This is a genomic window from Bernardetia sp. Wsw4-3y2 (assembly GCF_037126295.1).
GTDB lineage: Bacteria > Bacteroidota > Bacteroidia > Cytophagales > Bernardetiaceae > Bernardetia.
In genome coordinates this window covers 2,865,541-2,879,782 of record NZ_CP147017.1, presented here as the reverse complement: position 1 = coordinate 2,879,782, position 14,242 = coordinate 2,865,541, and the positions used below count along the sequence as shown (strand labels likewise).

Annotated in this window: 11 protein-coding genes; 2 read left to right on the top strand and 9 right to left on the bottom strand. The window is 31.5% G+C overall.

What is annotated here, in order from left to right; all coding sequences use genetic code 11:
* Positions 1–6 precede the first annotated feature (6 nt).
* A complete protein-coding gene (locus V9L05_RS11700) occupies positions 7–1,830 on the bottom strand; it encodes an acyl-CoA dehydrogenase family protein (protein WP_338812053.1) in 1,824 nt (607 codons plus the stop codon).
* 474 nt (positions 1,831–2,304) lie between these two features.
* Positions 2,305–2,814, bottom strand: a complete 510-nt coding sequence (locus tag V9L05_RS11695) for a cupin domain-containing protein (RefSeq protein WP_338812052.1) — start codon at positions 2,812–2,814, stop codon at positions 2,305–2,307.
* Between the two features lie 243 nt (positions 2,815–3,057).
* On the opposite strand from V9L05_RS11695, the gene V9L05_RS11690 reads away from it, so the two are divergent.
* A complete protein-coding gene (locus tag V9L05_RS11690) occupies positions 3,058–3,480 on the top strand; it encodes a hypothetical protein (RefSeq protein WP_338793074.1) in 423 nt (140 codons plus the stop codon).
* A gap of 18 nt (positions 3,481–3,498) precedes the next feature.
* Here V9L05_RS11690 and gldN (V9L05_RS11685) read toward each other — a convergent pair whose 3' ends face one another.
* The 5 genes from gldN (V9L05_RS11685) to tsaE all read right to left on the bottom strand — a co-directional run bounded on the left by gldN (V9L05_RS11685) (position 3,499) and on the right by tsaE (position 8,031).
* Positions 3,499–4,353 carry a gliding motility protein GldN gene (gene gldN / locus V9L05_RS11685; RefSeq protein WP_338812050.1) on the bottom strand — a complete coding sequence of 285 codons (855 nt, stop codon included), beginning with the start codon at positions 4,351–4,353 and terminating at the stop codon, positions 3,499–3,501.
* A 57-nt stretch (positions 4,354–4,410) separates the two neighbouring features.
* A complete protein-coding gene (gene gldN / locus V9L05_RS11680) occupies positions 4,411–5,292 on the bottom strand; it encodes a gliding motility protein GldN (protein ID WP_338812049.1) in 882 nt (293 codons plus the stop codon).
* A 185-nt stretch (positions 5,293–5,477) separates the two neighbouring features.
* The gene (locus V9L05_RS11675; protein WP_338812048.1) at positions 5,478–6,185 is read right to left on the bottom strand and encodes a DUF4230 domain-containing protein; all 708 of its coding nucleotides are present in this window, start codon (positions 6,183–6,185) and stop codon (positions 5,478–5,480) included.
* Positions 6,186–6,313: 128 nt separating this feature from the next.
* Complete coding sequence (locus V9L05_RS11670) at positions 6,314–7,546, bottom strand: alanine dehydrogenase (protein ID WP_338793079.1); 1,233 nt, start codon at positions 7,544–7,546, stop codon at positions 6,314–6,316.
* Positions 7,543–8,031: a tRNA (adenosine(37)-N6)-threonylcarbamoyltransferase complex ATPase subunit type 1 TsaE gene (gene tsaE / locus V9L05_RS11665; protein ID WP_338812047.1), complete on the bottom strand. Its 489-nt coding sequence runs from the start codon at positions 8,029–8,031 to the stop codon at positions 7,543–7,545. The genes V9L05_RS11670 and tsaE overlap by 4 nt, the downstream gene beginning before the upstream one ends.
* A gap of 250 nt (positions 8,032–8,281) precedes the next feature.
* Between tsaE and V9L05_RS11660 the strand changes: the two genes are divergently transcribed.
* Positions 8,282–10,066: a PKD domain-containing protein gene (locus V9L05_RS11660; RefSeq protein ID WP_338812045.1), complete on the top strand. Its 1,785-nt coding sequence runs from the start codon at positions 8,282–8,284 to the stop codon at positions 10,064–10,066.
* A gap of 82 nt (positions 10,067–10,148) precedes the next feature.
* Here the strand turns inward: V9L05_RS11660 and V9L05_RS11655 are convergent, their stop codons facing one another.
* On the bottom strand, positions 10,149–12,569 hold the full coding sequence (locus V9L05_RS11655; RefSeq protein ID WP_338812043.1) for a 7TM diverse intracellular signaling domain-containing protein: 2,421 nt from the start codon (positions 12,567–12,569) through the stop codon (positions 10,149–10,151).
* A gap of 170 nt (positions 12,570–12,739) precedes the next feature.
* The gene (locus tag V9L05_RS11650; protein WP_338812041.1) at positions 12,740–14,149 is read right to left on the bottom strand and encodes a hypothetical protein; all 1,410 of its coding nucleotides are present in this window, start codon (positions 14,147–14,149) and stop codon (positions 12,740–12,742) included.
* Positions 14,150–14,242: the final 93 nt, after the last annotated feature.

The window sequence follows — 14,242 nt, the reverse complement described above, 5'->3', positions numbered from 1 at the left end:
ATCAAATTATGACCAAAGTTTGTAAGCATAATCATTTTTCTCAATCATAAAATCAGCAATTTCATGACGAAGTTCACGCTGATTGATTGGTTCGTGCTTAGTGAAACGTTTTAAGCCCATCAAAAGAACACGCATTTCATCACCTTTTACAAAGCAAGAGATTGCTTCACGTCCTTTTTCTTCTAATTTATTTACTGCTAATTGAAGGTAAAGAGTCGCTAATTTTGCTTTAATTCCATCAACACTTTCTCCATGACGACGAACTAATTTCTCAGCACGAAGAATAGCAGCCTCTGCAGCATATACTTCAATAATCATATCAGCAACTGCCATAAGCAAGATTTGCTCATCATTAAGTTTTGCACCAAATGTTTGAGCAGCTTTTCCTGCTACCATCAAAACAGCTTTTTTCATGCGAGCGATAAGCTCTTTTTCTGATGCAAAAGGCTGAGTACGATCAATATTTGCAGGGGCAGGCATTTGAAGAAGTTCCTTTCCTACTGCCGTTGCATGAGAAAGAATATCCAATTCTCCTTTCAAGGCACGACGCAAAATCATTCCTACCAAAAGCATACGATTGATTTCATTTGTACCTTCATAGATACGTGCAATACGTGCATCACGATATGCACGAGCCATTGGAGCATCTTCTGAGAAGCCCATTCCTCCATAAATCTGAACGCCTTCGTCTACTACATAATCAAGTGTTTCAGAACCATGAACTTTAGCAATTGCACATTCAATAGCAAATTCTTCTACCCCTTTAAGTTTAGATTCAGCTACATCCATACCTGATTTACGTAGGTAGGTAATACGATCATCAATATCTTGACCTGCTGTATAACATAATGATTCAGTCGCATAATTACGAGCTGTCATTTCTGCTAATTTATACTTAATAGCTCCAAAAGAAGAAATAGGAGTATTAAATTGCTTGCGCTCATTAGAATAACGAACTGAATGACGGATTACTTGACGACAACCATTAAGAACACCAGCACCCAATTTGATACGACCAATATTCAAAATATTTACAGCAATTTTGAAACCGTTGCCACGCTCAGAAAGCATATTTTCAACAGGAACAACTGTGTCATTAAAGAATACTTGACGAGTAGAAGAACCTTTGATACCTAATTTTTGCTCTTCTTCGTTCATTGTAATTCCACCAAAAGCACTCTCAACAATAAATGCAGAAAGATTTTTGTCGTCTTCGATACGAGCAAAAACAATCATTACATCTGCAAAACCTGCATTTGTGATCCACATTTTTTGTCCTGTAATAGAATATGATTTTCCATCTGCTGACAAAACAGCTTTAGTTTTTCCAGAGTTTGCATCCGAACCTGCATCAGGCTCAGTCAAACAATAAGATGCTTTCCACTCGCCACTAGCAAGTTTAGGAATATATTTTTTCTTCTGTTCTTCATTACCATAATACAAAATTGGAAGTGTTCCAATTCCTGTATGCGCTCCGTAAGCTGTTGAGAATGAACCTGCTGAACCTACTACATCGGCAATAAGCATTGTTGTATTAAAGTCCATTCCAAGTCCTCCCAAAGATTCTGGAACACCAATTCCTAAAAGACCTAATTCTCCAGCTTTATCCAAAAGTGAAGGCATAAGTTTTGGATCATTCATCTTATCAATTTTCTCTGCAATAGGAGTAATTTCCATATCAACAAAATCATCAGTGGCTTTCGCCATCATTTGTTGTTCTTCTGAAAACTCCTCAGGAATAAACATATCTTCTGCTGATGTTTCTTTAATCAAAAACTCACCACCTCTTAAGGCTTCTTTCAATGCTTCTTGTTCTGCTACGTTTGACATATATGTTTTTTGTTTGGGTAGTAAAAACTCCTCTATCTATTTAAGTGAACAGAATGAATTTTTAAAACAGTTTATAGTATATTATTTTTTTGAGTATGAATCTGCATACAGTCTTCGTAATTCTTTGTTGCTAATTTATCTTTCTTCAAACTGTGTGTGAGTTTGTTTGTAAATACAGAACAGAAGTCAATTACTCTCCTTTTGTATGCTTGCATACCATTATCACAAATTTAGTAAAATAAACGTATGCACGACGAATAATGTTAGAGAAAAGTCGAAAAAAATCGACTTTTTTTTAAAATTTTATGAATTAATTTTGTCAAAGGCTTTTTTGAGCGAATAAAGTTTTCATTAAACTCTATTTTTTTGATAGAATGAAAGGATATTTAGAGAAATAAGGAAATGACTTTAGGTCAGTTATGTTACTCAATTATTTAATGAGAAAAACAGCAAACATATCACTCTATTTTACTTTTATTGACGTGTTAGTTCTTGAATCAATTCTTTGTGTTGTGGATATTGATTAGATAACTTATCTGCGTATGCTAACTCAAAGTCAGCAAAATCAAATCCTGGTGCAACTGTACAGCCCGATAAAGTAAAACCATTTGGGTTCTGACAACGTGAAGCAAACCAAACACCAGCAGGAATAATGACTTGAGGAAATTGATTTTTGTCAATATCTATTCCTAATACCTTTTCATGGAGATTTCCTAACTCATCAAAAAAGAAAATAGAAAGTGGGTCTCCATCATAAAAATGCCAAAGCTCATCAGAAGCTATGCGATGAAAAGCTGAAAATGTAGAACCAGTCAGTAAAAAATAAATAGCTGTACTATATGAACAAGTACCAGCAAAATTTGTAGGTAATGAGTTTTTGGGAATAACTCCATTAGCACGATAATTTTCTGCATAAAAACCTCCTTCTGGGTGAGATTGCAGATTTAATTTTTCTATCCAATATTCTTGATTGTGATGATTCATTATTGACTTTTTTTGAGTAAAATTAGTATACGAACACTTATTTTTACTTTACAAATTCAATTTTTAAAGTCATTTTTCCAAATTATTTATTAAAAATAATTAAGATCAACTTGGGATTAGAAATATTCTATGTCGTTGTTAAGCCACCCACAAAAAAAATTTCTTAAAACTTTATCTACCTTTTTTGTTATTTATTAACCCCCTCTTCATTTCTGATTCCCCTTTAAGCTAAAATAATATATTATGAACGAATTTAAAACCGAAGATTACAATTTTTCGAATGATTATTTTTCTATTAATACAGATAATTTCCCTTATGTGTATATAAAATTTGAAGCTAAACAACCTACAGAGGAAGAATTTGAAGAATATATTAAATATGCAGCCAAAATATTTTTACAAAATCAACCTTATGTCATAATTTTGAATTTGTCCAAAACAGGATATTTGAAAACTAAATACAGAGTTCAGGTGGCTAATTGGTTTAAAGAACATCAAACTCACGTTTCTAAATTTTGTAAAGGAACAGCACACATTACCGATTCGGCAGTTCATAAATTTTTATTACAAGGCATATTTGCTATTCAAAAACCTCCTTACGAATATATTGTAGTAAAAGAAGAAGAAAAGGCGTATGAGTGGCTTAAAGAACAACTACAACAATAAATACTTACTTACAATAGCTTAATAATCCCACAAAAAAGCCTCAAATTCAATCAATTTTTCGTGATATTGCATAGATTTTATAATGGCTTCTCTTTGAGTATCATATTGGTCTTGAAAAGAATCATCTTTAAAATTGTCATACTTGACAATATAGCCATGAAAAAAACGAGAATCCATCAGTGTTTCTAAATTGGGAATATGTCCGTTACTTTTTGTTGTTTCGATGACTACATAATCTTCTTTGAGTGGACGATATAATTTTTCAATAATTTCTTTATATGAAAATGACACTACCTTTTGTGTAAATCTATTTTTGTTTTGTGGCAAAATAAGTGTAAAAGCAATCACATCGTGAACCATTCTTGAGTGCTGAATATCCAAAATATAATCTTCCTTAATTTCTAAAATAGAAAGCTCTGAAAAGTCAATTAGTTTTTGTGTTGAATCATTTTGAATAGAATTATCAGAATTGAATGCAAACTTAGCTGTTTCATTTTCAAAATTCTCTTCTATTTTCAAATTTTCTAAAAGCTCATTTTTTGATAAAATAGTTTCTAACTTATCATTTGTATAAGCTGTAATTTTTCCTTCCAAAGCATTTTCTATCAAAAATTTAGACAGCTCATGACCTGCATACCAAAGAGGTAAATTTGCTTTTTGATTAAAAGAAACTTGCAACCAAATTGATTTTTGGAAAGCAATATGTGATTTTGGAATTGGACGAAGCGAGAAAGGATTTATTTCATCTTGAATGATTTTTTCTGTTTTTGTTGTTTCTATATTATTTTCATTTGGGCGTAATGCGTTTTGAGCCAAACAAAAATTACTTGTAGCCAGTACAAGTAATAGAGTGTTAAAAAATAGCTTTTTCATAATTGGTTGTTTTTTAATAAAACAGGGTTTTAACCCTGTTTTGATAATGCGTATAATTTAATTTTCCCATAAATTACTCTCATATTCTATCATATTTGCTTGATAATTTTGAGAAGCTAAAAGTGCCTCATGTTGATCATCATACATATCCATAATATGCTCATCTTTTCCGTTTGCATATTTTATAAGTGTTCCATTTGCAAGCATCAAATCAAAGGCTTCTTCTAAGTTTCGATGTGCTTGATTATTTCTCTCGTTATAATAAATAGCCGAAGAATTATCTCTAAAAAGATTTTGGACTAGTTCTTTGTAAGAGAATGTCGCAATCGTTTTTTCAAGTCCTGTCACTGGATTCATTTCGGCAGGAATAATAATACTAATTGTCTGAATATCATTAATCATTCGGCTACGAGTTTTATCAAAAAATACGTCTGTTTTTATTTCTAATGTATAAAGTTGATTTGCATAAAACTCTTGTGATTCTACTCCTGACTCTTCTTCAGTTGCCCAAATATCATCATTGTTCCAAACATCATTTTGTTGCTCAAAAATTACTTGTTCTATTCCATCGTATTGAATATCATCACTAGGAATTTGAATATTACTCAAAAAATCTTCTTGACTCATACGAGTTTGAAGCGAATCATTTTGATAGGGACGTATAATTCCAAGTTTTACAGCATCAATAATAATTCCTGTAATTTCATTTCCTGTTGCAAAAAACGGACGGTTTTGTTTTTGTTTTAACGAAATTCTATGCCAAAGACTTTTTTGATACATAATATGAGATTCATGAACAGGACGAACAGAATTGTGATTGTAGCCATCATTTGCATAAGCTCCATATTCTTGAGCCTTCGAAAATGAAGTAGTAAAAAGAGAAGAAAATAAAGACACAGAAAGTCCAGCCCACAAAAGAGTTTTTGTTGATTTTTTCATTGCTATAAAAGTTAAATTGTTTTTTGTAGATTAAAATAATTACAAAATAGAAATTCATTTTTGATTAAATAATTTCATAAAGTATTTTGTAGTTATGTCTTTATAACGGAGGTTCTTTGTTTTATTGCATCGAATTTTGATAAACTTCTAGTTTATTTAATTTCTCTGTATAAATTTGTATCTAATTACTTCTTTTCTAAACTCTTAGACTGAATTGTAGTCGGATTATTCAATATATTTTTCTTTTGGATATTTCCTCCACTTTCAAGGTTTTCATCTTCTTTTACAGAAATAGGCTCAAAAGTGAGAAAAACAGTCTTTTTGGTAAGATTTTCCAAGAGAGGTTGTAGCATTGTCTTTGCCATAGCTTGTGTCTGAACTAATATTCCAGATTCTAGGGCAGCTTTTTCGATTTGTTTTTCAGCTTTTGCAAAGGCTTCTCCTACCAAATTATCATCTTGCATAAAAGGCAACGATTCCGAATCATAAACCTTAGATTTTTGGTGGTCTATTTTGTAATAACATAATTCAGGTGCAGGTAAATGAACATAAATAGAATCACCTACTTCTGTAATATCTTCGACTTTTATGCGTGTCAAATCCATACAACCTACAGCTTCAGCAGCTACAATCAACAACACTTTTGAATCTAAAACAGAACTATATCCATTTTTTTGCTTGTGTTCGACAACGTCTTTAAAGTTATATTTTACCAATTCTAGTTTACCTAGACTTTCTACTTCTTCTAAAACAGTTTTGAAATTTGTCTCTGTAACTGTTTCTCTAGGTTGTAATAATTCCTTAGCATCTTTTCGAAGAATGGTATAATATACTCCAAGTCCGAGTAAAAGTACAATTAAAAGAGCAGTAAGAGCTTTGATGAAATTAGTCATGTTTCAATTACGAATTAAAAATTACGAAAAATACAAATATATAAACTTTAACTTCACTTACTTCTAAAATATAACCTCTCACTCTCATTCAACTGGTAACTGATTACTGCTCACTGATAACTGTAAAATTACATTCCTTTCTGTGCTGCTGCAATCAAACTAATATCTTTAAAACGCATATTGAATTTTTTGCTTAAGTGTTGGTTTGTCAAACCTCCTTGATAACTATAAACACCTTTTGCAAAACCCATATCAGCATAAATCATTTCTTCAATACTTCCTAGCTCTCCAGCACGTAACAACAAAGGCGCAAAAATATTACTTAGTGCATTAGTTGCTGTTCTTGCTACACGAGAAGGAATATTTGGAACACAGTAATGAATGACATCATATTTTTTATAAATCGGCTTATGATGCGAAGTTGTTTCAGAAGTTTCGATACAACCTCCATAATCAATACTGACATCAATAATTATAGAATTTGGTTTCATGCGAGATACCATTTCTTCTGTAACGACAGAAGGTGTTCTTCCGTTTTCTGGACGAATTGCTCCCACTACTACATCAGCTTCTTCTAAAGCTGTTTTTAGAGTGCCTAAATCAAAAATAGAAGTAAAAAGATGGGGCTGCAAAAGATTATATTTTATTCTTCGAAGCATCGGAACACTACTATCAAAAACTTTCACACTTGCGCCAAGTCCTAGTGCTGTTCTGGCTGCATATTCTCCAACTGTTCCAGAACCCAAAACAACTACATTTGTAGGAGCAACACCTGTAATTCCTCCTAAAATAATTCCTTGCCCTTCATTGGCACTACTTAAATATTCGGCTGCAATGAGCATCACTGTACTTCCTGCAATCTCACTCATCGAACGAACAACAGGCAAACCACCTTCTTTATCTTCAAGCATTTCGTAAGCAATAGCTGTAATTTTTTTACGATTTATGGCGTGCAAATATTCAGGGGTTACATTAGCTAGATGCAAAGTAGAAATCAGCGTTTTTTTGCTTTGCATTTCTTCCAATTCCTTTAAAGTAGGAGGTGCAACTTTCAAAACAATTTCAGATTGAAAAACTTCTTTTGAAGAATATTTTATTTGTGCTCCTGCGTCGCTGTATTCGTGGTCAGTATATTTACATTTTTCGCCTGCACCTGTTTCGATGACTACTTCATGTCCGTTTGCTACCAACAAGCGAACGGCTTCTGGACGCATAGCAACCCTAAACTCATCGTGATTGGTTTCCTTTGGGATTCCAATAGTGAGTTGTTGATTACGCTCACGTACTTTGGCAAGCATTTCTTGAGGTTGATAATATTCGTACTGTTGTACTAATTTTTTGATGGCATCGTCTTGAGTCATAAGCTACGCACAGTTAAAATCCGTGAATTGGTAGTTTGATTTACTTCTATATCTATTTGCAAATAGTGTTCTGGCAAAAAAGGTTCTATTTTAGAAGCCCATTCTATAAAACAATAATTTCCATTTTCTTCTGCTTTTTCAAAATATTCTTCTATTCCTAACTCTAAAACTTCATTAGGGTTATTGATTCTATAAAAATCACAGTGATAGATGATTTTTGATTCTTGATTATCATAATTTCCTTCATACTCATTTATGAGTGCAAAAGTAGGGCTACTAACTGTTTCTTTTACACCTAACTCTTTGCAAACAGCTTTTGTAAAAGTAGTTTTTCCAGCTCCTAAATCACCTTCTAATATCCAAATACGCTTGTTTAGTTTGTTAGCTAAATCAATAACCTTTTGAGTTACTTGTGGTAGTTCAGCAATAGATTTACATTCAAATTGTATAGAATGGGAAGAAGAATTAGATAAAGAGCTAGTCATTTTTCAATAAAAAGTAGAACAAAAACAAGTTAGAATCAAATTTTTATCGAAGATACGCAGAATTTGAGAATTTTTGATACAATCTCAATGAAATTTCTAATTCAGTTTGAAACTAACTATTCTATAACAGTATAAAAATACCCATTTATACGTATAGCATCTTTTTTGTATTCTACTTAACTTTATTGACAAATAAAAAACTATTTACCTTTTTAATTTTTCCAATTTATCAATCAAAATTATTTTAATTATGAAATCACATCATTTTTTATTTACATTAAAAGGAATTTTCTTTTCTTTTATCTTACTCTCGTTTATTGTAGGCTGTTCTAAAAAGGGCGAAGAAGAAGAAACTCCAAAAGTTCCCACACCCGATTTTTCATTTACTCCTGTTAGTCCAAAAGTAGATGAGGCTGTTACATTCAATAATACAAGTAAAAACGCAACTACTTTTGTTTGGTCAGCAGAAGGCACAGATTTTAATTCTACTGACAAAAATCCGACATTTACTTTTACAGAAGTGGGCAATTTTGATGTAAAGTTAGTTGCCACAGGAGAAGGAGGAAGTAAAGAAATTATTAAGCAAGTTAGTGTTGCACCAGCAGACAATACTACTCCAGCACCTGTTGCAGCATTTAGCTTTTCTCCTACTACTCCACAAACAGGACAAGAAGTAAGTTTTACAAATGAGAGTACAAATGCAACTTCTTATCAGTGGTCAGCAGAAGGAACAAGTTTTAGCTCCACAGAGGAAAATCCAAAATTTACTTTTGATGCAGCAGGAGATATTAATGTAAAACTTGTAGCCACAGGAGAAGGTGGTACAAACGAAACTATCAAGAAAATTACGATAAGTGAAGCCACACAAACTCCACCTGTCGCAGCCTTTAGTTTTTCTCCAACTACTCCACAAACAGGACAAGAGGTAAGTTTTACAAATGAAAGTACAAATGCAACTTCTTATCAGTGGTCAGCAGAAGGAACGAGTTTTAGCTCAACAGAAGAAAACCCTAAATTTACTTTTGATGCAGCAGGAGAAATTAATGTAAAACTTGTAGCTACTGGAGAAGGAGGAACAAATGAAACCACCCAAAAAGTTACTGTAACAGCATCTACACCAGCTCCTGTGGCAGCATTTAGTTTTACACCAGAAAACCCAAAGGCAGGAGAAGAAGTGACTTTCATAAATGAAAGTACAAATGCAACTTCTTATCAATGGTCAGCAGAAGGTACAAGTTTCAGTTCTACAGAAGAAAATCCAAAATTTACTTTTGATACAGAAGGAGATATTAATGTAAAATTAGTGGTTTCTAATTCGGCAGGAACGAGTGAACAATCTACTACTGTTGCTATTGCACCAGCAGCTGGAGGAGGAAATGCAAATCCATGTAATTTGCCTGAATGTTATGTAGAAAAAACTACTACTGTCAGTTCTGGTTTTACAACTACCGTAACATACACTTATACAGTTGTAAATGGAATAAAAAAGATTTCTTCTGTCTCTACAGCTAGTATTGCAGGAACTTTAATTACAAGTTTCCAATATAATGCACAAGGACTAAAAACAAGAACAGAAACAAAAGTCGGAGGTTCATTACAAAATTATGTTGAATTTCAATATAGCAATAATAACAAAACTGTAAGAGGAAATAATTACGATGCAACAGGAACTCTGACAGATTACGGCATTGAGGAATATGATGCAAATAATCGCTTAGTTCGTACAGAGAATTATACAACAGCAGGAGTATTGAATAGTTATGTGGTATTTTCTAACTTTTTAGCTATTGAAGGAAGTTTTCCACAGCTTGTACAAACTTATGATGCAAATAATACAATTACTCAAACAGATACACACACCTATCAAGATTGCCAACTTAAAAAGACAGTTTCAAAAGATGGAAATGGAACTACTATAGGTGAAATAAATAATACTATTGATGCAAGAGGATTATTACGTACTAGTGTAGCAACTATTTTTGTCCAAGGAACTACTATTACAAGTAATACACAATATCAATATGATTGTGACTAAGAAAATTTGAAATAAGAGCAATAAAAAATCTAACTGATAATCAAATCAGTTAGATTTTTTATTGCTCTTTATCTATACCTCTTTAAGGTTCAATTTGAAAACCTACTACAATTACATCATCAATTTGTTTGTTATTTCCTTTCCAATCTTCAAAGTGTTGTGCAAGAAGCTGTCTTTGTTTTACCATGGGTTCATTATGAATTTCTAAAAGAAGGCTTTTAAATCTTTTTATCATAAATTTTCTTCCTTGCTTTCCTCCAAACTGATCTACATAACCATCAGAAAAAATATAAAACGAAGTAGGTTTGGTAATATCAATTTGGTGTGAAGTATATGAATTTTCAGCATTGGTTTGAAAACCTCCTACTGAGTGTTTGTCTCCTTTTACTTCAACCATTTTTTCATCTTGAATATATAAAAGAGGTCGTTTTGCACCTGCAAAAGTAACTTGATTCTTTTCTAAATCAATTACACAAATAGAAATATCCATTCCATCTTTATTCTCTGTACTAGATTGTCGTAAAGCTCTTCGAATCTGTCCATGTAAACGACTCAAAATAGAATCAGCCTTTGTAACTCCCTGTAAATTGACAATCTGATTGAGATAAGAATCTCCTAAAATAGACATAAATGCACCTGGAACACCATGTCCTGTACAGTCAGCAGCAGCTAAAACAATTTGATTATCTTTTTGAGCAAACCAATAAAAATCTCCTGAAACAATATCTCTAGGTTTATAAAGAACAAAACAATTAGGCACACTACGTTTGAAAGAGCGTAAGTCTGGTAAAACGGCATCTTGAATGCGTCTAGCATAGTTTATACTAGAAGTAATATCATTATTTCGCTTTTCCATCAATCCTTTTTGTTCCATTAAAGTAGTATTGATAGCTTCAATTTCTTCTTTTTGTTGTTCTATTTCTACAGTTCTTTGTTTTACTTTTTTCTCCAAAAGAGTAGTTGTTTCTTTTTGTAGCTCTAAGTTTTCAGCAAGGGCATCTGATTTTTCTCTCTCCAAACGATTGACTTGATAACCAATACCAAGTGCGTAAAATACAAGTTGAACTACTACTCCACCCTGAAAAAAATACATAAACATGTCCGAATTAACAATAGATTCTCCTTGTGTATTTATCAAATAAGAAAGAGCATAAAAAATAGCTCCAATAAATAAACCACTTGTAGCAATTAGGTAATAACGAGCAGCAGAATACCCTTTTCGGAAGGTAAGAATACCTAATATGAATCCTAAAATGGTTGCAATTATACCTATAAAAACAATTATTATTTGAGCAGATTTGTAAGGACTAAAATTATCGCTCCAAACAGGATACTGCAAAAACAAATGATCTGCAATAAATATAATTACCACTATAACTAGAGCGTAATTTATTATCTTAATAAATTTGTTCCATTTTGGTAATAATTCTTTTATATTCAAGAAACTTCTTAAAAACAAAAGCCCTCCTCCTATCATAAAAAGATGAGAAATAACAATAAAAGAACGAATCAGATGATGTGAGGTTGGAAAAAGAAAATAAATATATCTATAATAATAAAAAACATTCAGTTGAATACCTATAATCATTATCACATAATACAAATATAATTTATCTCTGATAATAAAAAACAACAACAGATTGTAGAAAGCCATCACCCACAAGATTCCTTGAAAAATTCCTTGTGCATAAGTAAACTCATCAGCTCCTTTACTTACGCTTACAGCATCCCCTATAGAAGCTAAAATATACTTAGGATGAAAACGCAATTCATTTGAATGTAGGCGAAGATAAACAATAGCTTCTTCTTGAGCAGCAACATCAATATAAAAATAATTACGCCATTGTTTGACAGGTTTTTCTTTAGGATCTATGTCTGTACCTGAATGCTCTATGTGGAAGGCATCATCCTCTACAGAACGATAAAACGTAATTTCTGACCAAGCATCAAAAACAGAACCAATTTGTAAAGCTATTACTTCATCTCTTACACCATTTCCAACTAACTTTAAACGCAACCAATAATATGCTCCTACTTCCATATTTGAAGCACTGATAGTATTGGCAGAAAATAAATTGCTTGTATTAGTTGCAATTTCTTCAATAGATATTTTACCATCTGTTGTATCTTTCCAAACACCTAAGTTTTCTTTAATAGTAATATAATTCTTTTCTTGAATAGGTGGTTTTATGGGTAAGACATACTTAAATTTCAAATTATTCTTTTCAGACAAAAAATAATTGTACTCTTTTTTATTTATGTCTTTATAAAAATTGATCAATGAATCTAAAATAGAAAATTGACGTAGTGAATCTGATTCAGTAATTTTGGATTTACTTATTATTTCTTTTAATTCTGTTTTTAAATTCAAAACAGAGATTTGTTCTTTTTGAAGAGAATCAGAAAAAATAGTAGTCGTGTCTTGCTGACCATATACATTAACAAATGTAAATACGTTTAATAAAAATAACAATAAAAAGGGGAGTAAAGAGCCTTTCGGCATAATAGTAAAGGGTTATGAACGTAATTAGTATAAAGTTTATGTCATTAAAAGTATTTTTATGTTGGCTAGGATTTTTAATTAAAATAAAAAAACAGTTTCTTTATTTTAAGTCTACCTTTATTTTTTAACAGCTCATGACACACGATTTGTACATGCGCTGTATTTTTAAATTAGTTGAATTGTACTAAAATCTTTTTGTTAATTAGTTTTTCTAATGCGCTAATAGGAATAGATGTTTTTGAAAGCTGCAATTCAGAATCAGAATTCATAGCAACAGGGGAATTGCTAATGTCTTTTGATACAGGATTAGTTCGCTTATTTTGGCTATTAGACAAATATAACTTTTTTGGAACAGAAAAATAAGTAATTGTTTCATAAAGTAGGTCAGATACAGGAAAAAAACGATAAGTATATTTATCAAAGAGTGTATATTTTACATTTTGCTCTCCATCTTTTTTACTTTCGATAAGTGCAAATTGTACTTCATTAAAAATATACTCAGAATTTAATTTTTCTTTTGTGATTTTTTCTGAGTTTTGTTTTTGTGATTCTTTTTCCAAATAAATCGGTTTTTTAAGGTTTTCAAAAGATTTATTCACAAAAATCCAACCTTCCCATTGGTTTGCTTGGGCATTAATATCTTGCTGATTCTTTTTCTTAGAAATTTCTTTTTCTAAAATAGAATACAACTTCTGCATTGTCTGTGCTGCAAATTCTTCTTTTGATTTATTTTCCTTCTCAGCATTTCCCTTTACAGAATTTGGTGGATAAATCGCTGGCAGGAGTTCAAATTTTCTTTTCAAACTATACTCTATACTTTCATCCACTCTACTGGAAATGACAGGAACAATTGGTACTTGACAAGCATACGATAAAAAAGCAACTCCTTGCTTTACAAGTAACCTTTCATTTAAGAAATTCACTTGAACAGTATTTTGATTTTCTTTTTTTGATTCTTTAGTATTTATACCTGTATTACCATCAGGATAAACAATCAAGGAGTTGCCTTGCTTTAGCATTCTGATAGCACTCCAAATGCCTTTATTTTCCTCTACATTTATAAATTGTATTTTAGATTTTAAAATTCTTTTTTGTTGAATTTCTATTTGCTGAGAAAATTTTTGATGAACTTTTAAAGAATCATCTGCTTTTCTATTCCTGAGAGTTTGATTGAGCAAAAAGCCAAAATCTAAATCATTATAAGTGAGTAAAGTCAGAAGTGAAGAATAAGAACCCAAATGAAAACAACAAAATAGAAAAGGCTTTCCATTTTTAGCTTGCTGAAGAATATCTGTTTTATCAATAACTTCAAAATTAGGAGCAAAAAGTGCTGGATTTTGTTCTTCTATATTTAATAATTGAAGATTAAAAAGCAGTTTTTCAAAAATAGATTTATGATGCGAATAAGGAATTTGAGGCATCAAACGAGACAAATTCGCTGAAGTAAAAGCAAATAAATAATTATTCTTTTTATAAAAAGCGATTTCTTCTTCTTGATTACTAAAACTAAAAGAACGTTTTAACTCCTCTATTTCTTTGAAAATAGCTGAAGGGTTTTGAGAAGAAGTAGAATTACTCATAAGCTAAGAGAAAGTAAGCAAGTGAAATATTCTTAGGAATATAAAATGAATAAATTTACACTTTGGAAAATTCATGCATTAATAAACAGGATT